The sequence below is a fragment of the Candidatus Methanoperedens sp. genome, assembly GCA_027460535.1.
Lineage (GTDB): Archaea > Halobacteriota > Methanosarcinia > Methanosarcinales > Methanoperedenaceae > Methanoperedens.
Window position 1 is genome coordinate 1 of sequence record JAPZAR010000028.1, and the last position, 24832, is coordinate 24832.

Annotated in this window: 24 protein-coding genes; 11 read left to right on the forward strand and 13 right to left on the reverse strand. The window is 44.1% G+C overall.

Translation table 11 applies throughout. The features are described 5' to 3' along the window. Positions 1-1750: IPT/TIG domain-containing protein (locus tag O8C65_13015; GenBank protein ID MCZ7357843.1), on the forward strand; the 1750-nt coding region annotated here is incomplete at its 5' end. Positions 1751-1930: 180 nt separating this feature from the next. On the opposite strand, the gene uvrB is transcribed toward O8C65_13015, so the two are convergent. From uvrB to minD, 5 genes are all read right to left on the reverse strand, one after another. Beyond that, the gene (gene uvrB, locus O8C65_13020) at positions 1931-3859 is read right to left on the reverse strand and encodes an excinuclease ABC subunit UvrB (protein MCZ7357844.1); all 1929 of its coding nucleotides are present in this window, start codon (positions 3857-3859) and stop codon (positions 1931-1933) included. A gap of 48 nt (positions 3860-3907) precedes the next feature. Next, on the reverse strand, positions 3908-5788 hold the full coding sequence (locus tag O8C65_13025) for a type II secretion system F family protein (GenBank protein MCZ7357845.1): 1881 nt from the start codon (positions 5786-5788) through the stop codon (positions 3908-3910). A gap of 80 nt (positions 5789-5868) precedes the next feature. Then, the gene (locus tag O8C65_13030) at positions 5869-8763 is read right to left on the reverse strand and encodes an ATPase, T2SS/T4P/T4SS family (protein ID MCZ7357846.1); all 2895 of its coding nucleotides are present in this window, start codon (positions 8761-8763) and stop codon (positions 5869-5871) included. A gap of 10 nt (positions 8764-8773) precedes the next feature. Continuing rightward, the gene (locus tag O8C65_13035) at positions 8774-8965 is read right to left on the reverse strand and encodes a hypothetical protein (protein MCZ7357847.1); all 192 of its coding nucleotides are present in this window, start codon (positions 8963-8965) and stop codon (positions 8774-8776) included. A gap of 1 nt (position 8966) precedes the next feature. Further along, positions 8967-9758: a cell division ATPase MinD gene (minD, locus tag O8C65_13040; GenBank protein ID MCZ7357848.1), complete on the reverse strand. Its 792-nt coding sequence runs from the start codon at positions 9756-9758 to the stop codon at positions 8967-8969. A gap of 178 nt (positions 9759-9936) precedes the next feature. Here minD and O8C65_13045 point away from each other — a divergent pair, with 178 nt between their 5' ends. The 3 genes from O8C65_13045 to O8C65_13055 all read left to right on the forward strand — a co-directional run bounded on the left by O8C65_13045 (position 9937) and on the right by O8C65_13055 (position 11555). After that, entirely contained in the window at positions 9937-10794 is an 858-nt protein-coding gene (locus O8C65_13045; GenBank protein ID MCZ7357849.1) for a hypothetical protein, read from the forward strand. Positions 10795-11011: 217 nt separating this feature from the next. After that, entirely contained in the window at positions 11012-11137 is a 126-nt protein-coding gene (locus O8C65_13050) for a hypothetical protein (GenBank protein MCZ7357850.1), read from the forward strand. Continuing rightward, positions 11121-11555: a hypothetical protein gene (locus O8C65_13055; protein ID MCZ7357851.1), complete on the forward strand. Its 435-nt coding sequence runs from the start codon at positions 11121-11123 to the stop codon at positions 11553-11555. Before O8C65_13050 ends, O8C65_13055 begins: the two co-directional genes overlap by 17 nt. A gap of 27 nt (positions 11556-11582) precedes the next feature. Here the strand turns inward: O8C65_13055 and O8C65_13060 are convergent, their stop codons facing one another. Together O8C65_13060 and O8C65_13065 are read right to left on the reverse strand one after the other, a co-directional pair. Beyond that, on the reverse strand, positions 11583-12287 hold the full coding sequence (locus O8C65_13060) for a hypothetical protein (GenBank protein ID MCZ7357852.1): 705 nt from the start codon (positions 12285-12287) through the stop codon (positions 11583-11585). A gap of 238 nt (positions 12288-12525) precedes the next feature. After that, the gene (locus tag O8C65_13065) at positions 12526-13551 is read right to left on the reverse strand and encodes a tetratricopeptide repeat protein (protein MCZ7357853.1); all 1026 of its coding nucleotides are present in this window, start codon (positions 13549-13551) and stop codon (positions 12526-12528) included. Positions 13552-13779: 228 nt separating this feature from the next. On the opposite strand from O8C65_13065, the gene O8C65_13070 reads away from it, so the two are divergent. Next, positions 13780-15498: an ATP-binding cassette domain-containing protein gene (locus tag O8C65_13070; protein ID MCZ7357854.1), complete on the forward strand. Its 1719-nt coding sequence runs from the start codon at positions 13780-13782 to the stop codon at positions 15496-15498. Positions 15499-15536: 38 nt separating this feature from the next. After that, positions 15537-16442 carry a signal peptide peptidase SppA gene (gene sppA / locus O8C65_13075; protein ID MCZ7357855.1) on the forward strand — a complete coding sequence of 302 codons (906 nt, stop codon included), beginning with the start codon at positions 15537-15539 and terminating at the stop codon, positions 16440-16442. A 1-nt stretch (position 16443) separates the two neighbouring features. On the opposite strand, the gene O8C65_13080 is transcribed toward sppA, so the two are convergent. After that, complete coding sequence (locus tag O8C65_13080; protein MCZ7357856.1) at positions 16444-17346, reverse strand: rRNA biogenesis protein; 903 nt, start codon at positions 17344-17346, stop codon at positions 16444-16446. Between the two features lie 319 nt (positions 17347-17665). On the opposite strand from O8C65_13080, the gene O8C65_13085 reads away from it, so the two are divergent. The 5 genes from O8C65_13085 to O8C65_13105 all read left to right on the forward strand — a co-directional run bounded on the left by O8C65_13085 (position 17666) and on the right by O8C65_13105 (position 19648). Continuing rightward, the gene (locus O8C65_13085; GenBank protein ID MCZ7357857.1) at positions 17666-17875 is read left to right on the forward strand and encodes a hypothetical protein; all 210 of its coding nucleotides are present in this window, start codon (positions 17666-17668) and stop codon (positions 17873-17875) included. A 127-nt stretch (positions 17876-18002) separates the two neighbouring features. After that, positions 18003-18158, forward strand: coding sequence for a hypothetical protein (locus tag O8C65_13090; protein ID MCZ7357858.1), 156 nt, complete (start codon positions 18003-18005; stop codon positions 18156-18158). A 131-nt stretch (positions 18159-18289) separates the two neighbouring features. Further along, positions 18290-18862 carry a rubrerythrin family protein gene (locus O8C65_13095; GenBank protein ID MCZ7357859.1) on the forward strand — a complete coding sequence of 191 codons (573 nt, stop codon included), beginning with the start codon at positions 18290-18292 and terminating at the stop codon, positions 18860-18862. 7 nt (positions 18863-18869) lie between these two features. Continuing rightward, on the forward strand, positions 18870-19298 hold the full coding sequence (locus O8C65_13100) for a YkgJ family cysteine cluster protein (protein ID MCZ7357860.1): 429 nt from the start codon (positions 18870-18872) through the stop codon (positions 19296-19298). A gap of 110 nt (positions 19299-19408) precedes the next feature. Next, positions 19409-19648: a hypothetical protein gene (locus tag O8C65_13105; GenBank protein ID MCZ7357861.1), complete on the forward strand. Its 240-nt coding sequence runs from the start codon at positions 19409-19411 to the stop codon at positions 19646-19648. A 170-nt stretch (positions 19649-19818) separates the two neighbouring features. Here the strand turns inward: O8C65_13105 and O8C65_13110 are convergent, their stop codons facing one another. The 5 genes from O8C65_13110 to O8C65_13130 form a co-directional block, all read right to left on the reverse strand. Continuing rightward, entirely contained in the window at positions 19819-20859 is a 1041-nt protein-coding gene (locus O8C65_13110; protein MCZ7357862.1) for an NMD3-related protein, read from the reverse strand. Then, positions 20852-21796 carry an NAD-dependent epimerase/dehydratase family protein gene (locus O8C65_13115; GenBank protein ID MCZ7357863.1) on the reverse strand — a complete coding sequence of 315 codons (945 nt, stop codon included), beginning with the start codon at positions 21794-21796 and terminating at the stop codon, positions 20852-20854. The genes O8C65_13110 and O8C65_13115 overlap by 8 nt, the downstream gene beginning before the upstream one ends. 106 nt (positions 21797-21902) lie before the next feature. Next, a complete protein-coding gene (locus tag O8C65_13120) occupies positions 21903-22439 on the reverse strand; it encodes a DUF531 domain-containing protein (protein ID MCZ7357864.1) in 537 nt (178 codons plus the stop codon). A 31-nt stretch (positions 22440-22470) separates the two neighbouring features. Further along, entirely contained in the window at positions 22471-24357 is a 1887-nt protein-coding gene (speA, locus tag O8C65_13125; GenBank protein ID MCZ7357865.1) for a biosynthetic arginine decarboxylase, read from the reverse strand. A gap of 107 nt (positions 24358-24464) precedes the next feature. Then, entirely contained in the window at positions 24465-24665 is a 201-nt protein-coding gene (locus tag O8C65_13130) for a hypothetical protein (GenBank protein ID MCZ7357866.1), read from the reverse strand. Positions 24666-24832 lie beyond the last annotated feature (167 nt).

The following is a 24832-nucleotide window of genomic DNA, read 5'->3' on the forward strand; positions in this document are numbered from 1 at the left end:
GTATATCAACGGAACTTTGGTTCAGACAAATACGGGTGTGACTAATGCCGGTTATACCAACACCAGTGCAGGACTTGGCGTATGGAACATAACAGCTACAGCAACCAATACCAATGGTGTTGATTCACAGATGTGGATATGGAATGTCACAACAGCACCCACGCCACCAACGTCATCATTACCGCCACCAGTACCTCAGAACCTTGGTTTATATGATGCGGGGATAGACCAACTTCAGACCAACGCAACTAGCCAGAGTGCATGCAGACAATGCCATCAAACATCCGGAACAAACATCAGTGGAGGATACAGCAACACCGTCGTAGGTGGAGTACCAACAAGGCATCACAGGCTGTTACAAACACAAAAGATAAATCCATTAACCAATGCTCTATTCGGCTGTGGGGATTGTCATCCGTCCACTCCAGGAGCAGGAAATGGAATATTATTGGATAGAAGCTGTGTAGATTGCCATAATGGGACAAGTTTCTGGGCAGATTCGACTCTTGGTGCACATGTAGGCAATTTCAGTAGACCTCACCATGTCGATACAGCGAATGATACCGCAAATATTGGAACACCTGCTGCAAACAGGACGTGCAATTTCTGTCACGGCAGTTTCGTAAACAACTATAACGATGGACATTATAAACCATCATACGCTACGGACTTTATGATAACGCCGTTCGCTACCTTTAAAGCGACCAACTTCTCACAACCGGATGGACTTGGTGGCAATAAGGTATGGGGAGGTTGTTTATCATGCCATGATCCCAATCCTGCAGCAACGCCATCACCAATTGGCAGCAACCGCGACAACCATCACAAAGAAATATTGGGCTTTAGCGGATTCGGCGGTAAGACTGCATTCCAAAATGCATCGACTCCAGGCGCATCATGCAGCTGGTGCCATGTAATAACACCAGGCGGTGCAAGCCCGTTGAGAGTCAACATAACCAATCCATTTACTGGTGAGCTGCTCGTCGGAGCGATGGAAGTTAGGAACTCAACCATTGAAGCAACCGATGTATTTGAACCAGGAACAACTAATATCACCGTTAATGGTACGGGTTGCGAGAAGTGCCACGGTGTCCAGTCAATCCATAACATCCAGTTTAACTATGCGCCAGGTGGACAGCAAGGACTTGGTCATATAAACAATAACACGGATTGCTATGGCTGTCACAATTCATGGTTGCCAGCAGATACATGGACGCCGGGAGCCCTTGTTCCATATGTGGATAGTGTAAGCCCGTCAGTAATAGCCGAAGGAACTGCTGCTACTCTCACCATCACGGGTTCGAACTTCGTGAATGGCGCCTATACTTCTGTAGTAACTGTAGATGGAGTGACATATACACCAACATCTGTAACAGATTCACAGATAGTGGTTAACATTCCGGCACTCAGTGCAGGAGTTCACACAGTGCAACTTGTGAAAGGCGGGGATACGCTTAGCAAACTGTCGACATTGACTGTTGTGCCAGCGGTCACTTTGTCTTCAGCGACATTGAATGGCGGAACCTTAACTATCTCCGGAATTGGACTGGGAAATCAACCAACAACAAATGCTCAGCAATATGTCACTTTCAGTCATGCAGGAATAATCAATTATTCCACGAGTATCATCAGCTGGAGCGATACGCAGATAGTGGCAACATTATCTGGTTCAGTAGTAGCGGGAGATACGGTAGAAGTGATGACGGCAAACAGTGGACAAGCAACGGCTGCTATTGTAATACCAGGGTGACTGTAAAACATAAAGTCGAAGTGATGACCGCGAGTATCGGACAAGAAAATAAGTAGAAACCTGAAAGAAGGGATTTAAATCTCTTCTTTAAATTTTTTTTTAAAGAATGATAAGAACTAACTTCCAGCATTGGTTTTTCTTTGATGCCCTCCACAATTTATAAATTTCACCAGCACTAAATCACAGGCCTTTCCTCAACTTCGCTATCCAGTCCCTTATTTTTGCAGCTTTCTCAAACTCAAGGTTCTTCGCAGCTCTGTGCATCTCCGCTTCCAGTTCAACAATATAATTGAACATCTCCTCCTTTGGAGGGGCAACTTCGGTAATCTCCCTCGGCTGGACAGCCTTTCGAATGGTCTGCGGCGTGATGTCATGCTCCTGGTTGTACAGTATCTGCATTGCGCGCCGCCGGTTCGTCTCCTCCATCGCCCTCTGCATCGAGCCCGTTATCCTGTCAGCGTACATCACTACCCTTCCTTCCACATTCCTTGAGGTTCTTCCTATTGTTTGCAAAAGGGAGCGATCCGAACGCAGGAATCCCTCCTTGTCGGCATCCAGGATCGCCACAAGTGCGACCTCTGGCAGGTCAAGCCCCTCACGCAACAGGTTTATTCCCACAAGCACGTCGAACTCCCCGAGGCGCAGTCCCCTTATTATTTCGATTCGCTCGAGAGTTTCGATCTCAGAATGCATATACCTCGCCTTGATGCCGACATTGATCAGATATTCGGTCAGATCCTCAGCCATTCTTTTCGTGAGTGTCGTGACAAGCACCCTGTATTTTTTCGCAGTCTTTGCATGTATCTCAGCTATCAGGTCATCGATTTGACCTTTAATAGTCTTCACTACTATCTCGGGGTCCACGAGCCCGGTCGGTCTTATGATCTGTTCCACAACCTGGGCGCTTCGGGTCATCTCGTACTCGGCCGGAGTGGCAGAGACATACATAACCTGGCTCACACGCACCTCGAATTCCTCGAAAGTTAAAGGGCGGTTATCAAAAGCCGATGGCATCCTGAACCCGTAATCCACGAGCGATTCTTTTCGCGCATGGTCACCTGCATGCATTCCACGAATCTGAGGTATCGTGACATGCGATTCATCGATAACGATAAGATAGTCCTCCGGGAAATAATCAAGGAGGGAATATGGCGGTTCGCCTTCTCTTCTCCCGTCCATATGACGGCTGTAGTTCTCTATTCCCTGGCAGTATCCTATCTCCCGCATCATCTCGATATCGAACTTCGTTCTCTGCTCAAGACGCGCCGCTTCGAGTATTTTCCCCATGGATTTCAGCTTTCGCAGCCTATCCTTGAGTTCATCTTCGATCGATTCTATGGCCGCGTCAATTCTTTCCTGTGGCATCACGAAATGCTTTGCGGGGTATATCACAAGAGCATCGCTCTCACGGAACGCTTTCCCGGTGAGAGGGTCAAATTCAGCTATGCGTTCTATCTCATCGCCGAAGAGTTCTATCCTGACCCCGTTTGAAGCGTAAGAAGGGAATACTTCAACGGTGTCACCGCGTGCCCTGAACTTTCCCATGCTGAAATCAATGTCATTACGTTCGTATTGCATGTCCACCAGGCTTGAAAGTATAGCCCTGCGCTCCATATTATCTCCTTTTCTCAGGAGAAGCGACATATCATGCCATTCCTGCGGCGACCCTATGCCGTAGATGCACGAGACACTTGCCACTACGATCACATCCCTCCGCTCAAAAAGCGACCGTGTGGCTGAAAGCCGCATCCTGTTTATCTCCTCATTTATGGATGCATCTTTTTCGATATACGTATCGGTCTGGGGAATGTATGCTTCAGGCTGATAGTAATCATAGTAGCTAACAAAATATTCAACGGCATTTTCCGGGAAAAATGCCTTGAACTCCGAATAAAGCTGCGCCGCAAGGGTCTTGTTGTGCGAGATAACAAGCGTGGGCCGCTGAACTCTGTTAATTACGTTCGCCACCGTGAATGTTTTTCCCGAACCTGTCACGCCAAGCAGGGTTTGATGCTTCATCCCGCGTTCTAACCCGGAAGTCAGCTTTTCAATGGCTTTTATCTGGTCTCCCTTTGGCTCAAATCCGGATACAAGTCTGAATGCTCCCATCGCTTCTGAGAAGGAGGCATACTAACTTATTCTTTCCTGTTTGGGACATCAGAGCACGAACATGGTGAATAAGAGGTAGCCTATTGTTACCATAATCACCGAGTGCTTCAATCCGGAGAGCACACTGCCTTCTCCCATAACTCCTGCAATAAGGCCCGAGGAAAAGCCCTGTATCAGAGCCCCGTGAAAAAACAGGCGATTATACATGGCCAGTTTCTCCCTGTTAAGGCTCAGGGGAACTGCATGCGCCCCGGAGGAAGTCGCCTTTTCCCCGGCTTTTACCATTTCCTGAAGGAAAGTGGATGATATGATGTAGATGATTCCGATGAAAACCAGGAATGATATATAAATTATAACTATGTAAATAAACATGGAGACTCTTCGCTCATTCTTTAATTCCTGTTCAGCCGCAGCGTCACGGGCAGCCACCGATAGCACCTCGCCTATATCTCCGCTGGATTCATTCGCTTTTGTCAATAGAGTGACCGAACGTGCAACGATATGTGTTCTCACACGGTTCGCAAACCGCTTGAGCGCCTCATTAATTTCAAGTCCCCAGTCTATATCATTCCAGATTTTCTTGATCTCCTTGCTCATGCCAATATCGGATCGCGTCATTAATTTAATAGAATCTCGCAGCGTCATTCCGGTTTCATTGGTACTGGCAAGCTTTTTTAAGAAATCAGGGATCTGGTTCTGTATTTTATTTTCTTTACTCTTCTTGTACTCATGAAAAATCATCAGTGGGATTATTATAATATATATGGCCAAAATTATTTTGTCGTCTATATAGTCAATGAAGTAGTAAACTTTCAAGCCCTGAATGATAGAAATTATTAAGTAAATGAGCGCGATTGGCACGGTTATCGCCAGCGAGTATTCTGGTTTTTCTTTAATCCGCTTTAAAGGATCTTTGAGCAAGTTTCTTATCTTGATTGTGTCTCTGGATTTTATGAAATTCAAAAAGGTGGGCTTTTCTTCGGTCTCAGGAACTATTATATCACCCACAAGGCTCTCCGTGGGGAGGATTGGGGCATCGCCCGTTGAACCTGGGGTTATGATGCTGATCATAACTACAAACATCATCGAGCCTATCGGAATCACTGCATAGATTATAGCATATATCATTATATTGCTTCCAGAGCCCATTACAGACATCATCACACCAAGAATTATAATAAAAAGAGGCCCGGCAACAAACGCCGTAACGTAGGATTCCGCTATCAAACCAAGGGTTTCAAGAAATCCCTTCTGCTCTACCTTGGCCTTATTGAGATATTGTTCGGACTTATCCCTGAAATATGCGGGAATATTGCCACCGCTGTCGATAACTGTTAAAAGATTGTACATGAGATCCCTGAAATTCTCTGACGGTGTTACCTCGCAGATATTGTGGAGGGCAGTCCTCAAATCATTTCCAAAGTAATCCATGTCCCGAAGGATTACATCTACCTCCCGGGCGACTTCCTCGTATGTATCTGTGCATTTGCTCAGCGAACGCATTATCTCGATAACGTTCATGCCGCCACGGCTCAATGCATACATGAAGGTCACCGCATAGGGGAGGTTTTTATCTATAGACCCTTTTCTCTCACCAGCTAAGAAACTCGGATATATGGTAAAGAGCATATAGGTTATTCCACCCAGCAGTAAAGTCAGGAAGATTATAATAAAAAGTGCGATAGATATATTCCTGTATTGAATAAGCCAGGCACTCGATGGTGAAAATGTGAGGTGGGTCAACCTGTCGGGGAGTTTAACTACTGTTACTACTATATAGGCCATTATCAGGCCAACGAACGCCCCTATAAAACCCGCCAGCGCCGAGTAAAATAGGGCGTTTGAGATATACATCTCATAAGACATGGGTATGCGCGCCTGCCTCATAGAATTCCGCAGGTCGCGATAACCGCCCTTGTGCTGTTTCATCTTTTCCCCGAGCAAGACGAAGGGCAGAGCTTTTAATTTCCGGAAAAACAATTCAAATGATTTATTATAATTCGCCATAATTACCCGGGGGTGATATTCAGCTTCTTGATGATCTTTTCTGGTGTGGCCTGATAATCATGGATGATCGTGGAAATCGCATTGAAGTCTGAGATCTTATTATTGACCATGAACTCGAGTATTTTTTGCCTGTTCATGAGTTCATTTTTCAAGTCGGGAAGGCTCCAGCCCCTTCGGATCATTATCTCATTAACAGCTTTTGATTCCCCGACCCTCAGGAATTTATCGGTCAATGGATCCCAAACGAAAATATCGTTTGTCCTGATATTCCTTGTTGTCGGGTCGATATCTGTAATCTCAACAAGTTTCATGTTACGGCGCGATCGTTTTCCTTTCACGTAGGTCTGGGACTGTATGCTAATGATATTTAGCGCCTGTATCATAGTCCTCGGGACACTGATAGGCGGGTTTTCAAGCCGGTGGATGGCACTTGAAACAGAATCAGCATGCATCGTGGAGAAAGTGGTATGCCCTGTGCTCATCGCCTGGAAAAGGGTAAGAGCTTCCTTACCTCTCACTTCGCCTACAAGCAGGAATTCGGGCCGCTGACGCAGTGCGGCTCTTAAAAGCTCGTACATATCTATGCTTCCCCTACCATCGGCGGTGAATGAATCCCTTGTTATTCCGGGAATCCAGTTGGGATGGGGCAATTTCAATTCGCGCGTGTCTTCAAGGGTGATCACCTTTGCCTGTGCCGGGATGAATAAAGATACTGCATTAAGAGATGAAGTCTTTCCCGAAGCCGTTCCTCCTGCAAAAATCAAACTCTTATTGTTCTCAATGCACAGCCAGAGATAAGCCATCTCCTCTGGGGAGAACGTATTCCAGTTGAGGAGGTCGACTGGTGTGATCGGGATCTCGCTGAACTTTCGTATCGTAAAGGTGCATCCATGAGATGTCACTTCCGTACCCAGGGTCATCTGGATACGTGAACCGTCCGGCATAGTTGCGTCAATCATTGGTTCTGCGATCGATATATGCTTGCCGCAGCGCTGTGCTAGCCGGATCACATACGAAGTAAGCTCCTTTTCATTATAATATATATTTGTGGGAATATTGGCGTATTTCTTATGGTACAGGTATATCGGTATGTCATGGCCGTTGGCTGAAACATCCTCGATCCTGTTATCGTGCATTAACGGATCGATCTTTCCGAATTTTATAAAATCCCTTCTCGTATAGTACATTACTTTTTCGAGCGTAATCGGACTGATGTCGATCGCATAATCTTTTACAAGCATCTTGACCTTGCTTGTCAGGATCTTATCTTTATCAGATTCGGTCTTGATTTCTTCAACAAGAAGGACATCCTTCAGCCTGTCCTTAATCTCCTTAAGGAATAAATCCTCGAAATCCGTGAGCACAGGTTCCGCAATATAATACAGGTAGCTATTATTATCCGGGTTGAATAGTATTACAACAAATGCGTACGGCTCGTTTACCCAATAGCGTTCAATTTCGTTGAATCCTTCAAGCCCTTCAAATGTGACGAGAGGACCGTCTACAGCAGGATCATATGATTCTATTGAATCAGGTTCTTTTGTGAAAAAGTACTTTACCTTACCTAAGAAAGTCTGAGGGGGGTTTTCCTCAAGAACTTTCGATTGCATCTCTTTAAGTTTCTTGATACGGGTTTCAACATCAGACATTAATTTTTCTTCAAGGAGCTCAAAGACCGCCTGTTTTTCCGGGGTCAACTGCTGCTTGATGATATCCCTCGCATCATCGCTCTCAAGACGTGCAAGAAAACCTTCCACTCCCTCCGGCGATAGTTTTTCCTTTGACCACACCAGCTCTTCAAGTGATGCCTTTTCGGAATTTTCCTCAGGAGGTTGACCGGCATAGACTTCATTGCTTTCAGCCACGGCAATTGCTTCTTTGTCGTCTGATTTTCCATGATCTTCCTGAGGCTGTCCTACCTTTTCAGCCAGTCCAAATCCTGCTTCGGGAGGTATTTCTGGTTTTTCTTCCTCCAATATCAATTCTTCCAGCGGAAGTTCTTCTAACTCTTCTCCGGTTCTCGTTTCCTCTGGTACCTGGATTTTTTCCCTATCCTTCTCGGATATCTCAATTTCGTTCGGCTTTTTATTCGAATCTTCTAGGGCCGCTGTCTCTTCCTGTTCCGGGATATTTTCTATATCTATCCCGGGTATCATCTCACCCGCCTTACCATCAACGGGCTCTTTCTCTAAATCTTCCCGGGGTATCGTCTCTTCTGGTCCCGCTGTTATCTTTTCCTCCGATATTTCCCCATCATCAGAAGGCTTTACGATAACCTCACCTACGCTATTAGCTCCTTCTCTTTCAGAATTTACTTCTTCAGCTGCAACCGCCAGCTCATTCTTTTTTGCCGCCCTTTCCAATCCTTTTTTGCTTTTATTTCTCAATTTTTTTGATTTTTTCCTGGGCGCTTCCTTTTCATCTTCATCAGATTCCAAATCTTCAAAAGCTTTCTCTTTCTCTTCCCTTCTATGCGATGTTATCTGCTTTCCTACGCGAGAAATGGAATCTAAATCCATATCTTTCTTATTGAGTTCTCCTTCAGTTTTACCCTCTTTCCTGTTCCCGTTGCCTTTGGATGATTTTAGAAATTTCCTGACTATTTTTAGTTGTCCTGAAACATCTTCCATTTTTTCGTGCCCGGCTTTAGCTTCTTTAACGGCTTCTGTAAGATTGTCATAGATTGGTGATTCCGGGCTAATAGAGGCAATATCCCCTTCATAAACCTCTATTTCCTCACCCTGCTTGATCAGCTTTACCAGTCTTTTCTTGAGATCCTCTGTATCAATAGACGGATCCACAGAAGCCAGGTCGCTCACAAATCTCCCTATATGCATCTCATCCGGGGATTTAAATTTTGCAAGGAATACTCGCACTTTTTCGCGTATTTCAATCATAATTCTGGAATCATATCTTGATCTTCTTGAAATCCTCTATATCATTGGAGAGGCGCATCAATTCTTCTCCGGTAATAGAAACCCTGTCTCTCAATTCGTTAAGTTCTTCTCTTAATTGCCTTATCCGGACATACATCAAATAAATCATAAAAAAAGATATCAAAAGCACAATCACTAAAATAGTGGACATTATATCATCCATCTTATTTCCCTCCGAAAACTGTTCTGGCAAGCCGGTCCACGAAACTTTCCTTGCCTTCCTTTGACCCGGTTTCCGTGAATTTCTCACCTGCAAGATGAGCTGCGAGCCTCTTAAAAGCAATTGAGGCCGGAGATGTCGGAGCTCTTATGACTATTGGGACCTTGAATGCCGCTGAACGCCGTACATTTGAATCCTCGGGTATCAACTCAAGGACTTTTACCCCCAAAAGCTCTGAGACCTTGGTGCGGTTGATCTCCGTTTTTAATTCAATTCCAGCTCGGTTCAAAATTGCTCCTTCAACCGTGCGGCCTAGCATTTCGGTCAATGCCTTTGTTTTCAGGGCATCGGCCATGGATGCAAGTTCAGGGTTTACAACAAGGATAACTTTATCGGCAACTGCAAGCGGGATTACGCCATCCTTGCTTATGCCTGCTGGAGCGTCGATCAATATAAAATCCATTCCTTCCGTAATCTTAGTCATGACCTCTTTCAATACATCAGGATTACAATTCTGGAATCCCCTCAACGATAAGCCGCTCGGAACTACTTTGAGTCCTCCGGGACCATCGTAAATGGCTTCAGTTATTTTGGCGCTGCCACTGAGGACTTCATGCAGCGTTATCTTACATTTTTCAAGACCCATCAAAAGACCGAGATTCGCCATACCTATGTCTGCATCAAGCACCAGTGTTTTCTTTCCAAGCAACGCAAGAGCTGTACCAAGGTTCAGCGTAGTCGTAGTCTTACCAGTTCCACCTTTTCCCGAGGCGATTGTGTATACACGTGCCGTCATGTTTATTCCTTCGACTTAATATAATCCCTAAATAGTCGTATTATAATTTTATGATGTATATACTCATTATGGGTTTATAACGTTTATTGATAATTAATATATATGATTATGCTCATGATAGTGATATGTATATATAGTAGTGGATTAATAATTTAAAGATTACAGGAATGATGAATATATGGGCATATCGGAAGATTTCATAAATTATTGCACTCAAACTTTAGAAGTCAATTTCGGCCAGCTGTCTGCCGAAATAATAAATAAAGTCAAAGCGAAGAAGAGTCTAAACGATACCTCGAACACTGGCGACTTTAAGGAATTTATCGATGTGATCGAACTGAACCTGAGCGTGCTTTCAGGGAAAAATAAAGCCGCTGAAATCTGTAATACCCTTAGGACAAAGGCTGTGGAGACCACGGGAAGGCAGAAAGCACCTGAGACTACTATAAGCACCGATATCGACAAGGAAATAAGCGCATTCCTGGCGAAGAACACACTCCCATCTGAAAGCGACATTACAGACTATGCAAAATATCTGACAATGAAGTTTGGCGGCAATGCCAAAAAAGTTGAAAAGGATATCATCGAAAAAGTGAAGAATCATGTCAGGATTGCAATAAGCAGAAAAAAAGTTAACGAAGAAATAGGCAACTTCCTTGTGCGATACTCACAGCCTGAACAAAAAGATATTGACGATTTTGTAAATTATATTCGCTTGTTAAAGCTGAATTTTCCTGAAAGCGAATTGAGAGAATTCATAGAAAAAGAAAGACTATATCGCAAGTTCCATGGAGATCAAGAAGTTGTGGAAAAACCATCAGAACTCGATCAATTCATAGATATTATCAAAACACAGGATAAAAATGACATCAGCAAGGCCATGCAAAAACAGGAGATCAGCTATCTCATTAAAGATGAATCAGGACTTTCAGATAAACTGGTATCCGAGTTCGTCGAACTCATGACGCCAAACGAAGGTGATATGAAAGATACTCTGGAGAGTCTTGGCCTCAAACATTTGATTAAGAATGGATGAGGAAAAGTGAAATGTATATGTTACAACAGAAAATTTTTATGTAAATGTGCCGGCGCTTTACGCATAGCAGCATTCATTGAGTCTGTTGGAACCGCGGGGGTAATTATCTCTTCCCTCATTTGGTATGAGAGAACGAATATGCTTTTTGAGTTGCCAACTTTTGTAGCAACCGGACATATATCGTTGTGATTCTAATAATTACTTAAAGATACACTTGATGGAAGGATTATCAAAATACCCTGGAATGAAGAGCGGTGATAATCCATGGAGAAAAAGAATGAAAACTGGAGAACCCCTCATAAGCTATGATTTAACAGAGGAAGCATATGGCTTTAGTAATTAACAATAAATGTGTTTCAAAGATCGATAACCTTAAGAATGAGCTTGCAGGGTTAAGAAAAGATCTGGCCAAAGAAGACCTTAGGAAGGGAATGACCGAGTTAAAACAGAGCTTCCAGCAAGATGAGAAAAGAAAAAAGATAATAAGGGATAACCTCTACCGTCAATTCTGCGGAGTCCAGGAAAGAGGGGGAACAAACCCTGGATTCAATAAAGCCATTGATCTCATTAAAGCCAATTACGGGAAGGATGGCGAAGTGGGCATGACGCACAAACAGGAAATCGGTCATCTGATACACGACGGGTCTGAAATATTGAATGAAACATTATCAGACTTCACCAGTCTTATTACTCCCGATGAAAAGGACATGAAAGATATGCTGGAAGGACTTGGTCTGAAACACTTGATCAGGAACAAATAAGGAAAAGGAAAAATTAAAAAAAGAGGATTATCCCGATTGTTTTACCTTGAACAATTGGAATATCCCTAGCACGGATACGGTTATTATTACTGCGATAGCAGAGCGATAGACAACCGCCGGGATCCCGAAAACCGGATTTACGATAAGACCGCCATAGATCGCATATAAGGCAAAACCAATCCCCGCATATACGAATCTTCTTCCGGCCTTTTCCCCGATTATGGCATTCATTTTTCCTGACAGGTCAAGGAATGCATATGAGGATATCGCGGCACCGAGAAAGCCCAGACTGTACCTCTCCGCAAGGTCTGCGGCTTTGTAACTTATCCCGATATCGTTGTTCGTCAGGTCAAGCCCTACAAATATCATCAACCAGAAATACATTAGGAGCGCACCATAAGGTAACCCGCGAAGCCATCTTTTTTCTTCCTTCCCGACTGTAATTATATTCAGTCCGAAAGCAAGAAGCACAGCAAAGGAACTTGAGACAAGGAGCAATTTGATGATATCAAATGCCCATGCCGGCTGCCATACAAGGAACCGTGGGATATCAGAATATTCGGCCAACCCGTGGAGAAGCCCAAAGGCTGCAAGATATTTAAAGCCGTTCATTAATTCTATATGGCTTACTCTTTTTTTCCATAAGGTCAGGGCCAAGAACATTACTATGAAGCTTGTCCCGTATATCAAATAAACTGCAAGTTTTACCTGTTCATTATTCCAGTCTACCATTTAATAGCCTCCGTCTATACCCGTTTTTTTATTGGTTGCAATTATGTGAGCCTCACTATTTAAATGTAACTCATTATTATTAACATAATGATAGCAATTTTCATCTTTGTGATTATTCTTTCAATGTTATTTCAATAAAAAAATAGCAACAAGCTGACACTATGGATATATTATCCCGATAACACAATCAGAAAGAAATCGGGGAGTTTCATATTAAAATACAACTCCCCTGTAGAGTTTACATTTGCTTCAATTTATTCCTCGCCAGCGTATGCGCGGGGTCTATATCAAGCACTTTCTCAAAGCATTTCCTGGCATCATCCCCCCGTCCCAGTTCCTTGAGAGCTATCCCTTTATCATACCATGCTTGTGTGCTCCGTGGATCCATCTCAATGGATTTTTCAAAAGCCCTGATGGCCTCGTTCCCCTTGTTGAGGCTTTTTAGAACAAAACCTTTTTCATACCAGAGCGCCGGGTTTTTAGGGTTCAGCTCGATCGCTTTTTCATAAGCATGGAGCGATGTGTCAAATGCTTTAATAGCATCATATTTCATGCCCAGAGCGCGAAGATCGCTTCCTTTTAGACCCCATACTTTACCTTTTCCGAACCATGCGTTCCAGTTGCCTGGATCAATCTTCAGTGCCCGTTCAAGCAGGGCGAATCCCTCAGCATATTGTTTCTTTGAGCCTACAGCAATGCCTTTGCGGGCAAGCGCACCTGCATGACCCGGCTCAAGTGCAAGTACTTTTTCATAAGTCGCCAATGCATCAGCATCTTTGCCCAGGCCAGTTAGCATTATTCCTTTCTCGAACCAAATTTTTGTATTATCCGGCTCTATCTGGAGAAGGCTCTCGTATACGTTCAATAATTCGTTGTCCTTTTTGAGTTCTTTCAATATCAATGCTTTCTCAGAAAGCAGCCGAGTATTTCCTGGTTCAGATATGAGTATGTTATCATACGCGGTAAGTGCATCGTCCAGCCTGCCAAGATTCACAAGTACAATAGCTTTTTCATGCCAGGCTTTCGTATTGTTTGGGTCAAGTTCAAGAACCTTCTCATAAGCCTCAAGGGCAGGAAGATACTGTTCAAGTGTAAGATGGATTGACGCTTTATCATACCACGCTTTAAGGTTACCTGGGTCCATCGCCAGAATATCCGCATAAGCTTCGAGGGCTTTATCATACTTCCCCGAACGCTTATACTCATCAGCCTCTTGCAGAAAATCCTTCTTCTCCTTCTTCTTAAAAAATCCGCCTAATTTCATTTGAATACCTCAATCTCAGGATATTTATCCAAATAATATCCAGATTTTCATAGTGTTTTTTACAGTATAAATCTTTCTATAGCTGCATCGTGAAAGTTCTCGTTTCCATACTTCAGAAATGAAAAACATAAATGAAACAGACAACCATCAATGATATATAGAAGTTCAAACATTACGAAACAGCATTATTCGGAATCATCAAGAGCAGCATGTTTTGGAGGACCTTCGATGCTAAAAGTAAATAATTTGGTTAAAGATTATGTAATCGACTCAGATACGATCAGAGTGCTGAACGGGATAAGTTTTGATATAAAAGAGGGTGAAATCCTCGGAATCATCGGGAGAAGCGGCGGCGGTAAGTCCACGATCTTGAAAGTGCTCCGGGGTATGGAACCATTTTCTGAGGGAAGCTTCGAACTTGACGGATTCACCGTAGGACCCGGTGCGTCGCATAATGATATTAAAAAATTACAGCAAATGACGGCCATTCATCTCCAGCGGAATTTCGGGCTATGGCCGGGTGCCACGTACGAGAGTGTACTGCGAAGGCTCAACGCTCAAAGATGTGGTTATGAGATTTTGCCTGAGAAAGATGCTCCATACTACGATGAATTGTATGAAAAAAGCATGGAGTATCTAAAGCTTGTCAATCTTGACAAGAAAGCAGAGCATTTTTCAGCGGTTCTGAGCGGGGGAGAGAAACAGAGGCTGCTTATAGCAAGACAACTTGCAGCGAATCCCCATCTTCTTCTTCTGGACGAACCCGCGACCATGACATGCCCGGCGACAAAACAGGAAGTTCTCGACTCTATAAAGAACGTGAATGAAAAACTGGGAGTCAAGACCCTGGTGGTTTCTCATCTTCCCGAAGTACACTCCTATCTTGCCCACAGGGTACTCTGGCTTGAAGAAGGCAGAATAATAGAGGAGGGAAAACCCGGAGAGGTATTAAAGAAGTTTCTCAAGAAGATGAGACCTGCCGTTCCAATGCCAAAGCGTACATCGGATAAGACAGTAGTAAAGGTCACAGATCTTTCCAAGCGTTACTGGCTCATCAGGCAGGGTGAAGTGTTAGACCTTGACAGCATCAATCTTGAATTCAAAGAGGGAGAGATGGCCGCCCTCATAGGACCAAGCGGAGCCGGAAAGACAACCCTACTGCACGCCATGGATGGTCTTATTTATCCGGATGATGGGGAAATTGAATTCCTTGTGGGTGATGAATGGGTTGAAATGTCCACATATTCACCGAAGAGAATGGAAGTGCGAAGAATTACCAGCATAATGTACCAGGAGTTCGCCTTATCACCCCATTCTACGATAAAACAGCAGCTCGCTTACAAGTTGGGCGTAAAAGGGCAGAGTGTTGTTGAAGAGTCCAGAAAAAGGGCAAAGGAGCTGGGAATATCGGATAAAGACCTTGATGAATTATACAGGATGACTGATATGCCTGAGGAAAACAGCAGGGAGGTACTGGCGAGACTGGGATATACTCCAGCTATACTTGGTGTGCTTTTCCCGAGCTATCCTCTTACCGAAGTGATTAACTACGCAAAACCGGTCTTTGAAGCGGTTGGTCTGCCGTTGAGTGTTCTTGACGCCAAACCCTATCAGATGAGCGGTGGTGAGAACGTAAGAGCGGCCCTGGCAATGGCCCTTGCTTCGAAACCTTCCATCCTGCTACTGGATGAGCCTTTTGGCGACCTTGACCCTATAACGCTTCGCGAAGTTGCAAATTCCCTGAAGAACATCAATAAGACATTCAATACCACCATTATCTTCATCAGCCATCATGTAGATTTCATAAAAGAGGTCGCACAGAGGGCAATTTTGATAGATAAAGGGCACATCATCTCGGATGGGGACCCGAAGAAAGTCTGCAATGAGTTTATCGAGGCCAGTAATGCAAAGTACCTGAAAGTCTGCTTTGAAGGCTATTCCAGATAAGATAACTATATGCCAATATAACTACATTTTTCATAAAAATGACAGGTTCTCCCAGAAAATACGCAATATACTTGGCAATAGTATTTTTCCTGCTGATAATCATAGCTGGGAGCTTATATATGATCATCGGAGGCAAAAACTTCGGCATTTCGGGGAACAGGGTTGAAGTTGTCTATGTCCAAGGTGTTATGCTGACGGGGAGCGTCCCATCAGGTTTCGGGATCGCAACTTCCGAAGAGATAACAAAAAGCCTGAAAGATGCATCAGAGGATGATGCGGTTAAGGCTATAGTGATGAGGATAAATAGCCCGGGAGGCTCCCCGGCTGCGGCTGAAGAGATCGTGGCTGCTATGAAAAAAATCAAGAAACCGATAGTCATCTCTATGGGGGACGTTGCAGCAAGCGCAGCATATTACATCAGTGTGCCGGCTACCAGGATCATAGCCAATCCGGATACTATCACAGGCAGCATAGGCGTGATCTGGGAATTCCAGAACAGGTCAAAATTCTATGAAAAAGACGGCACGTCCTTCTATATTGCAAAATCAGGTGAGCTGAAAGATATGGGCGGGGACTGGAGAGGATTGTCGGATGAGGAAAAAACGTATGCAGACCAGACCATAGAGGAAGCGTACGGACGTTTTGTTAAAGAGGTTGCACAGGACAGGAACCTTTCCATGAGCAAAGTCAAGGATCTTGCGGACGGCAGGGTTTACACGGGCGCAAAAGCCAAGGAACTGGGGCTCGTGGACGAATTCGGAAGCCTGGACGATGCTATCGATATCGCCGCATCGCTTGGTGGGATAGTAGGCAAGCCAGAAGTTACGTATGCCAATAAGCCCTCTCTGTCGCAGTTGCTGTTCGGAGGGCAAAAGACGGAAATATCCGGATTTACAAGCTATTACTATGAGAGCCCTTACGGACGCCTGCTCTCGACATCCTGAACTATTCCTTTCGCGGTCTGGGATAGCGCTTCTTAATTTCCATGACTTTTTTCTCCAAACCATAAGCTAAGCTATCCACTAATTCGCCTGAGTAATAATCATATCGTGCTGCCAGGGATATCTTGGAGGCAACGGTTCTTGCGATCTTGCCGCGCTGCCACTTCGGGGCATTATTTATATAGGGGTGCCTGAAAATCACACCGTGCTTTGGAGATGGGGCTTTGCCTTTTAAATGTTTAAAGAGGGCGCTGTTCGCTCCTATAACCTGAACAGTGCTTGAAGGCATGGAGGCGAGTTTCCCAAGACCGCCAGCAATGCGAATCAATCGGGCTCCAAGAAGATATCCGGCTATATTCGTAAGATTTGGCGCAAGTTGAGGCATGCTATTCTTCAGATATTTTTCCATAGAAAGGCGGGATTCATACAAACCGAGGAGAGTTGCTGCAAGACTTTGCATCATCTGCAATTCAGGCTCAACATGCGACCCTTTTATCCCAAGTATATAACGGGCAAGTTCACCGCCCATTAAATCTGTCTCACCGAAGTTCATAATGTACCATTCTTTCAATCTCTCGCCCAGGACATTTCCGGTCTCATTAATCTCATCTATCGTCTCGATTGCCGCTGAAATCTGCCTATCCCGCGTAACGGCCTTGGTTAATTGTTTTTTTACAAGCCCGATGTTGAGTTCGTGAAAAATGTGGTCATATTCTTCATTTGAGGATACGAAGCCGTATTTTAATCCGAGGTCGCGGAGGTTAGTCCCTGCAACTTTTCCCACCATCATTAACGGTTCTCTTGTAAGGCGGGAGAGGAGCGTTTCGATGTCTTTTTGAAATAGTTCGACTCCAGTTATCCCGTTTTCATCTATCGAAAAAATCCCAAACCAGGTTCTTGTTTGCATGGGGTTATCATTTTCCTGATAATTACGCTTATATATATTACATTGCCCGCAAAAGCCCTCCTTACTGATTTTAATCATATAAATTAGCATAATAATTATTATAATAATTGTAATATTATCTTTCAAAAGCTATATATACTCAAAATAACATTCTAATTATTAATAGAAAGGCAGAAAACGGGATTCCGTTTTTCTGTATGGATTGGTTGTGCGAAAATCAGCAGAGGTGGTATGTCGCTCCCCATGCACCATGCTGTGTTATAAAAATGTCCATAGCAAGAAAGCTCATAAAATGAGTAGGTGGATTGGAGAAGATTGGATGTTGGAAACACCGAAAGAAAGAGTAAAATTGTTAAAAGCTGGAATAGATGGGAAAACTATAGAAAAGCTCTACTTGATATGCAATGGTATCAAAATTGTACACTCCCCCATCCTATTCGATATTCTTGAGATAGACATTAAAGAAAATAAAAGGATTGCAACAATCCGGAAACATGCACTTCCCAAAGAGCAGTATGCGGTTTGCTGACTCATGCGGCATAAATGAGCCGAGGGAATTTTCTCGCGATTACAAAATTTTTGAACCATTTTTTTACCGAAGGAAGAGTATAAATGTTAATATATGAATTACACTTCTTAACGCATAAGGAGGTAGCATGTACTTGACTAAAAAAATGGCAGGTTATGTATTGTATGCAGTAGGGATAATAGGCGGTGTGGAAGGGGTAACCAGTGACCCGAAAAGCATATCGATAAGCGTTGTGGCATTGATAGTCATAATATTCGGAAGCTACCTTCTCGAGAAACAGTAAATAAAATTAATTTGTTTTTTTAATCATTTTATTTTTCCTGTTGCTATTATAGCTTTTTTTTAACAAAGCTTATTGCACATAAAAGTAGTCAAGCCCTATTGAATAATATTTCCCAATAAGAAGGATCAACAATGAACCTGAAAGGCAGTGAAACAGAAAAGAATCTTCTAGCAGCGTTTGCGGGTGAGTCCCAGGCAAGGAACCGCTATACATACTTTGCAAGCACGGCAAGGAAGGAAGGATTTGAACAGATATCAGCTTTCTTCCTTGAAACTGCGGACAATGAAAAAGAGCATGCAAAGATCTTCTTCAAACACCTCCAGGGAGGCAATGTAGAGATAACTGCCATGTATCCTGCGGGGACCATAGGGAAGACGGTGGATAACCTGCTTGCGGCAGCTGAAGGGGAAAAACTGGAATGGGGAACACTTTATCCCGGGTTTGCAAAGGTCGCAAAGGAAGAGGGATTTCCGAATGTTGCAGATTCATTTACAGAAATCGGGGAAGTAGAGCACTTTCATGAGTGGAGGTACAGAGAGCTACTAAAGGTGGTAAAAACGGGTTCTGTATTTAAGAAGAACAGAACAGTTAAATGGCACTGCAGAAACTGCGGCTATATCCACGAGGGTGCCGAGGCGCCAGAAGAATGTCCTGCCTGCAAACATCCACAGTTGTACTACGAGGTACTGGCTGAGAACTGGTAGCTCTTGCATGGGTCATGATGGCGATCTTGACTGTGATATCACTCTCTGTAAGGCCGTGTGCTGCCGGAACTGTCCGGTTCTTACGGAAAAGGAGTTAGTTGACCTCCTGATTAGTATCAAAAAAGAATACGACCTGGAGCTTGATCAACAAAAGTATTTCAGGAAAGCGAAAGGAGAGCATGGGCTCTACTTTGCGATGAAGATGATCAAGGGACAGTGCATCTTTTTGAATAAGGAGAAACGCTGCCGGATCTACAGATGCCGCCCGAAATTGTGCGAGCTGTATCCGGCTGTTGATTTTGATGCAGTGGACCCAACATGTCCGAATATCATAAAGAACAAATTGACCCCAGAGACGCTAACAGTTCTGAAACAGCGCTATGCGGTTGAGATCGATGAGAGGATAAGAAAGGAGCAGACCTTCAGGTTTATCTGACATCAGAGTTCGGTTATCTTGATCGCGTGCACTGGACACTGGGCTTCGCATGCCCTGCAGAAGATGCAGTCCGGCTCTCTCACAGGATCGGACTTGCGGGGTGATGCAGGATGTCCGGGGGTATCGACCCATTCGAACACACTCACGGGGCAGACCGAAATGCAGATGCCGTCGCCCTCGCAGCAGTCATGGTCCAGCGCGACTTGGGTGCCGTGTACGCCAAGCTTTTCAGGAGGCTTCACTTCACCTCTTACCTTGTGGCTGTTGTGTTCGCCCGCAACAGGCTTTTTCATAAAATCCGGATCTATTGGAATTTTCCCACCTCAAGAAGAAATGGATTTTTGAGCTAATAATAGTTTGGTCATCAGAGGATTTCGTATTTCAAGTTTTGAAAATCAGCGCATATCCATAGAAATCCGGTTCTTATTGATGTGTCAACGATAAAAATTGAACAAGTTTAAGCCCATGAAAATAGAAACGGGTTGCCCTATCAGTAGAGACGTCAACACCAGACCATAACTCAGGGCAATACAAAAAGTCCCTTCGAGGTCTTTATAATTTTAACCTCATCTCCCTGCTCCGCGCTCAGGAACTCCGGTCGTTTAATCGTAACGGTCTCATACGTCTCAGGGTCCAGCACCTGGATCGTTGATCTCTCATCTACCACGAGCACTGCAGGGACCGCATCCTCTCTCCTGCCTAATTTTCGCACATCCATCAGGCTTTCGAAGCTCTCAATGAACCTTCTGCCTGTAACGATATCGACACCGCTCAAATGCTTTCCGCAGCTCTGTACCTCGATCACCTTATCGTCCGCGTCTATTATGTCCCCCTTCACGAACTCAGGAAGGCGGAGCGCAAATGTGATGCGGTAAAGATCCTCTCCGTTTTTCTGGCCTACAAGTTTCGGCGATTCAGCGAACCTGCCGCCGAATGCTTCGATTATGGCTCTGCATATCTGTTTTCCGAGCTTTGAGAGCCCCACATAAAGATCGATGCCCTCTTCAAGTTTTTCCGTCTTCGCGATAAATGCAAGCCTGTCTCCCTTTTCCTGCGCGCGCGATGCGACATCTTCTGCGATTGCTTGGCATTTTTTAAGTTCCTCTTTCGTGGGTATCCTATTGTCCGCCCTTATCTGGACGATCCCTTCAAAATAACCCCCCGATATCCTGCTACATGTATCGCAGGTTTCCCAGTTTACCCGGACTTCTGCATCCTGTGCATCTTCTATCTGCACTTCCCGGATTTTCGCTCTTCCTTTTATGTTCACGCGGTATCTGGAATAGTCAAGCTGTTTGGGGGATATTGTGAGCTCAAGGTTCGAAGCCTCTTTATTTACATTGAGATTATCCTTTACAGAATCAATGATCGTCTGCTTCTCATCTTCTTTTAACGCCCATTTGCCCTTCTTGTAAACAGAACCGCATGTCGGGCATATCCGCACGCTAACGACTTCGGGGCATTCGATCAATTTTTTGTTGCCAATGAAGCATTTCCCGCATACATTGTCATGAAAAATATCGGCTTCATTGCCGCATTTCGGGCAGAATAAATTACTCATCCTTTAATGAACTCCGAACCGCCTCAACGATACTGTTCCTGGAATTGTGGACCGGTTCCCAGCCAAGCTCCTGAATCTTATCTATAGAAAGCACCATGCTTGGAACATCGCCTTTCCATCCTCGCTTCCCCCCTGTGTAGTGGAATTTGACATTTTTTAAACCCATTTCTTCAACGATTATTTCCCCTATCCCGGTAGCGTTAATGGCATCTGCCGAGCCAACATTAAAAATATTTACCATATCGTGAGATTCCTTCACCGCGAATAGCATCGCATCGACACAGTCTGAGACATGGAGATATGATTTTCGCTGCTGACCGTCCCCCAGGATTTCAAGGTTGTGAGGATCATCCCTGAGTTTCTTTATAAAATCCACGATTATCCCGTGAGTACCCCGGGGGCCTACGATGTTGGCAAAACGGAAAATCCATGCCCTCAATCCAAATGTACCACAAAAAGAAGTTACGAGAGCTTCACAGGCAAGTTTTGATGCGCCGTATAATGATATCGGGATAAGCGGCCCATAAGATTCAGGCGTGGGTATAATGCCGGCTTCTCCATACACCGTGGATGTTGAGGTGAACGCGATATTTTTTTGCCCGTTCATTCGCATGGATTCAAGGACGTTATATGTTGCAATTATGTTCTGCTCAAGATGCACCCTGGTATTTTCTGCGCCCAATCTGACATCGGGATTTGCCGCCAGATGAAATATCATATCCGCGCCATCGATTGCTTTTCTGAGCTTTTCTGGCTCCGTCAGGTCGGCTTTGATGAAGCTGAAATTCCCATTCGAGGTATGAGCATTAAGGAATTCCAGTTTCCCTGAACTCAGGTTATCTATAACAGTTACCTTGTTACCCTCTGAAAGCAGTTTGTCCACCAGATTACTTCCTATGAAGCCTGCCCCTCCTGTTACCGCTATATTTCGTTTCATAAATATTTCATAAAAATGATTTTATATCATTAGAATTTTTTGCTGAATATAAGATTCCAAGTTGGAGTAGCAACTAATAAAGATTGTGGAAATGCACCGCAAAATATTATTTTTGACTCTTTATGCGTTCTGCGCACCCTGAAATGATCGCAGGCACTGCGCCTATCGCCGTACAAGTTTCAAGTGAAACGCCCCTGGACGTAATATCGAGATGGAACTCTGCCATCTCAAATAATTCCCGCGGAAGTCCCTTATGACCGAGCCCTATCAGGAAAAGGAAGGATTTTCTTTTGTTAACGTTCTCTGCAATAGTGTGTACATCTGTCTTCTTGCCCGGGGCGGGATGGGATGTTGTAACCACAGGGGAGCCGAACTGAGGCTGGAACCCTTTTTCCGGAAGATCAAAAACGAAGAACCTGCCCGACCTGAACAACTCTTCAAGATATTTCCCGGAACTGCCTATTGTAGTTTTATCTTTAACGAAACTTACCAGTTCCTCTGCCGTCATCCTAAATGGATAATCAAAAAGGGCAAGATTGAACCCGAAGGCGTATGCGACCGGAGCAGCTCTGGCAATACTGCGGTAATGAGCCTCATGAACCTTGATTTTATCGTATGTATTCACGATCCCCAGTGTCAGCATATTTCTAAAATTTATAGAAAAGAAGTGCGGATTATATGTCCAGATACGTGTATCTGTACATAACATCTTTATAATTGTTCAAAATATCCTCTGCATCCGATTTGGATAATTTGTTCTCCCTCAATGCCTGGTTCACCTCGGATTCAAAAGTGGATAAAAGTGCATTGATATTATATTTGACATAGCCCAGGGTATCGCAATTCCGATCCCCGTTCACGCTTGTCTTGATATGCCACTCACCTTTATCATCCACTATTATGTGGACTTCATTGGCAGCGCCGAAAAGGTTATGATAGTCCCCGATGGTATCCTGGTATGCGCCAAGCATGAGGACGGCAAGATAATAAGGCCCGTTATTCAGATCATGAAGTTCAAGTATCTCCTTGACATCCTTCAGATCCACGAACTTGTCAATCTCTCCATCCGAATCGCAAGTAATATCCACAATGGTCCCGTATTCGGTTGGTTTCTCATGAGCCCTGTTCACAGGAACGACCGGGAACAGTTGCTTTAAGGCCCAGAAATCCGGCATTGACTGGAAGATCGAGAAATTGCCAATATATTTTTTGGAAAGGAGTTTATTCAGGTCATCGAAATCATCGGATTTATTCTGTGTTTCCCTGGCAAAGCCTATGGCTTTCTCGCAGATCTGCCAGAAAAGAAGCTCTCCCTTGGATTTATCCTCAAGTTCAAGCTCACCAAGGTTGAACAGGGAAAGAAGCTCTTCACGATGCTGCAGGGCGTCATGATAATACTCAATATAGTTCTTGATGTTTATTTCTCTTAATCCATCGTACAGGTCTTTTATTATGTGCGGCTCATTCCCCACTATTTCGACATTGCCGCCATGGTTGCCGTTCTTATTCCCCTTAATGTTTATGACAAGTACCGAATGATATGCAGCGATGGCACGCCCGCTTTCTGACAGTATCACGGGATGAGCAACATTTTCCTCGTCGCATACGTCTTTGAGAGAATAAACCACATTGTTCGCATATTCCTGGATCGTGTAATTCGCACTCGCATCTGAGGAAGTCTTGCTCCCATCATAGTCAATCCCCAGACCACCCCCGATATTGAAATATTTGATGTTGATGTGCTTATTCTTAATTTTGGCATACACTCTTGCAGCTTCCTTTACAGCCTTCTGTATCCTTCGTATCTCGGTTATCTGCGAACCTATGTGGAAATGAAGCATCTGCAGTTGAGGGATCATATCATACTGGGCTATGACCTTTATACAATCAAGCATTTCAGTAGTGGTCAGCCCGAATTTTGCAGATTCCCCACCGGATTCTGCCCATTTTCCGCTGCCTTTTGAGTATAATTTTGCCCGGATGCCAATAAGCGGCTTTACATTCAACTGGTTTGCAAGTTCCAATAATCTTTTTGTTTCGTTGAACTCATCGATCACAATGATAACGTTATTTTTCAATTTGATCGCGTTAAGTGCGAGTGTAAGATATTCGTCGTCCTTATAACCGTTGCATATCAAAAGGGCTTCAGGGCTCAGATCAAATGATAGCGCAGCGAGAAGCTCTGCTTTTGTTCCCACTTCCAGACCCATATTGAATTTCTTGCCCGATTTGACGATCTCCTCGATGACTTCTTTTCGCTGGTTCACCTTCATCGGGAATACACCCTGGTATGAGCTATTGTACTTGAACTCGGAGATCGAATTAGAGAAAGCCCCGTTCAATTCTTTTATCTGTCCCTCGAGAATTTGCGGGAACCTGAGCAATATCGGAAATTTGATTTTTTTTGTGGTCAGGCTTTCCACTACGTTTTTTAGATCGACGGTCTCTGCGTCCTTTTTCGTGGGCCTGACAATAAGATTCCCGTTTTTATTAAAAGAAAAGTATCCGTTTCCCCAGCGCTCTATACCGTACAGATCAATTGCGTCTTCGATTTTCCACATTTAAGTAAATCTCACGTCCTTCAAAACCGAATTAAACAATACCTGATTAGGTTTAAAGTTTTCTATCGGATCGGCTTTGCACCTAAACCACATTCTGCACCTAAAGTCTATTTTGAGAACTTAACCGGCTTATTTGTTTCTGAAGCTCGAAGAATAATCTCATCAAGCATAACGGCGGGAGTTAAGTTGCTGTTGTTCGCTTTCGACACTTCTTCCCATTTATACAGAAGCTCTTTCATTACTCTGGTGGCAGAGAAACCCCTGTCTAAAGGCAGGGGAGTGAATGTCACACGCTGTTCGTTGCTCATGGTTTTACCTTTTTATTTTTGTATAAATAGGCTAATGCGCTTGTCACCCAAGAAATTATCAATCCAACCCCAATTCCCCGAAGGTATATGCTGCTTATAAGATGTCCCATTAAAACGAATATCACACTCAGAACTAACTCGAATAATATGAGCGTCGTATCTAACCG

Bases quoted from the DNA above. Each gene is read 5' to 3' on its own strand.
- O8C65_13080 (MCZ7357856.1), bottom strand. From the start codon at position 17,346: ATGCAAACAAGAACCTGGTTTGGGATTTTTTCGATAGATGAAAACGGG.
- minD (MCZ7357848.1), bottom strand. From the start codon at position 9,758: ATGACGGCACGTGTATACACAATCGCCTCGGGAAAAGGTGGAACTGGT.
- O8C65_13110 (MCZ7357862.1), bottom strand. From the start codon at position 20,859: ATGAGTAATTTATTCTGCCCGAAATGCGGCAATGAAGCCGATATTTTT.
- O8C65_13100 (MCZ7357860.1), top strand. From the start codon at position 18,870: ATGGGTCATGATGGCGATCTTGACTGTGATATCACTCTCTGTAAGGCC.
- O8C65_13105 (MCZ7357861.1), top strand. From the start codon at position 19,409: ATGTCCGGGGGTATCGACCCATTCGAACACACTCACGGGGCAGACCGA.
- O8C65_13050 (MCZ7357850.1), top strand. From the start codon at position 11,012: ATGGAAGGATTATCAAAATACCCTGGAATGAAGAGCGGTGATAATCCA.
- O8C65_13070 (MCZ7357854.1), top strand. From the start codon at position 13,780: ATGCTAAAAGTAAATAATTTGGTTAAAGATTATGTAATCGACTCAGAT.
- O8C65_13085 (MCZ7357857.1), top strand. From the start codon at position 17,666: ATGTTGGAAACACCGAAAGAAAGAGTAAAATTGTTAAAAGCTGGAATA.
- O8C65_13025 (MCZ7357845.1), bottom strand. From the start codon at position 5,788: ATGAAACAGCACAAGGGCGGTTATCGCGACCTGCGGAATTCTATGAGG.
- uvrB (MCZ7357844.1), bottom strand. From the start codon at position 3,859: ATGGGAGCATTCAGACTTGTATCCGGATTTGAGCCAAAGGGAGACCAG.
- O8C65_13030 (MCZ7357846.1), bottom strand. From the start codon at position 8,763: ATGATTGAAATACGCGAAAAAGTGCGAGTATTCCTTGCAAAATTTAAA.
- O8C65_13055 (MCZ7357851.1), top strand. From the start codon at position 11,121: ATGGCTTTAGTAATTAACAATAAATGTGTTTCAAAGATCGATAACCTT.
- O8C65_13060 (MCZ7357852.1), bottom strand. From the start codon at position 12,287: ATGGTAGACTGGAATAATGAACAGGTAAAACTTGCAGTTTATTTGATA.
- speA (MCZ7357865.1), bottom strand. From the start codon at position 24,357: ATGTGGAAAATCGAAGACGCAATTGATCTGTACGGTATAGAGCGCTGG.
- O8C65_13115 (MCZ7357863.1), bottom strand. From the start codon at position 21,796: ATGAAACGAAATATAGCGGTAACAGGAGGGGCAGGCTTCATAGGAAGT.
- O8C65_13045 (MCZ7357849.1), top strand. From the start codon at position 9,937: ATGGGCATATCGGAAGATTTCATAAATTATTGCACTCAAACTTTAGAA.
- O8C65_13130 (MCZ7357866.1), bottom strand. From the start codon at position 24,665: ATGAGCAACGAACAGCGTGTGACATTCACTCCCCTGCCTTTAGACAGG.
- O8C65_13095 (MCZ7357859.1), top strand. From the start codon at position 18,290: ATGAACCTGAAAGGCAGTGAAACAGAAAAGAATCTTCTAGCAGCGTTT.
- sppA (MCZ7357855.1), top strand. From the start codon at position 15,537: ATGACAGGTTCTCCCAGAAAATACGCAATATACTTGGCAATAGTATTT.
- O8C65_13065 (MCZ7357853.1), bottom strand. From the start codon at position 13,551: ATGAAATTAGGCGGATTTTTTAAGAAGAAGGAGAAGAAGGATTTTCTG.
- O8C65_13035 (MCZ7357847.1), bottom strand. From the start codon at position 8,965: ATGGATGATATAATGTCCACTATTTTAGTGATTGTGCTTTTGATATCT.
- O8C65_13090 (MCZ7357858.1), top strand. From the start codon at position 18,003: ATGTACTTGACTAAAAAAATGGCAGGTTATGTATTGTATGCAGTAGGG.
- O8C65_13120 (MCZ7357864.1), bottom strand. From the start codon at position 22,439: ATGCTGACACTGGGGATCGTGAATACATACGATAAAATCAAGGTTCAT.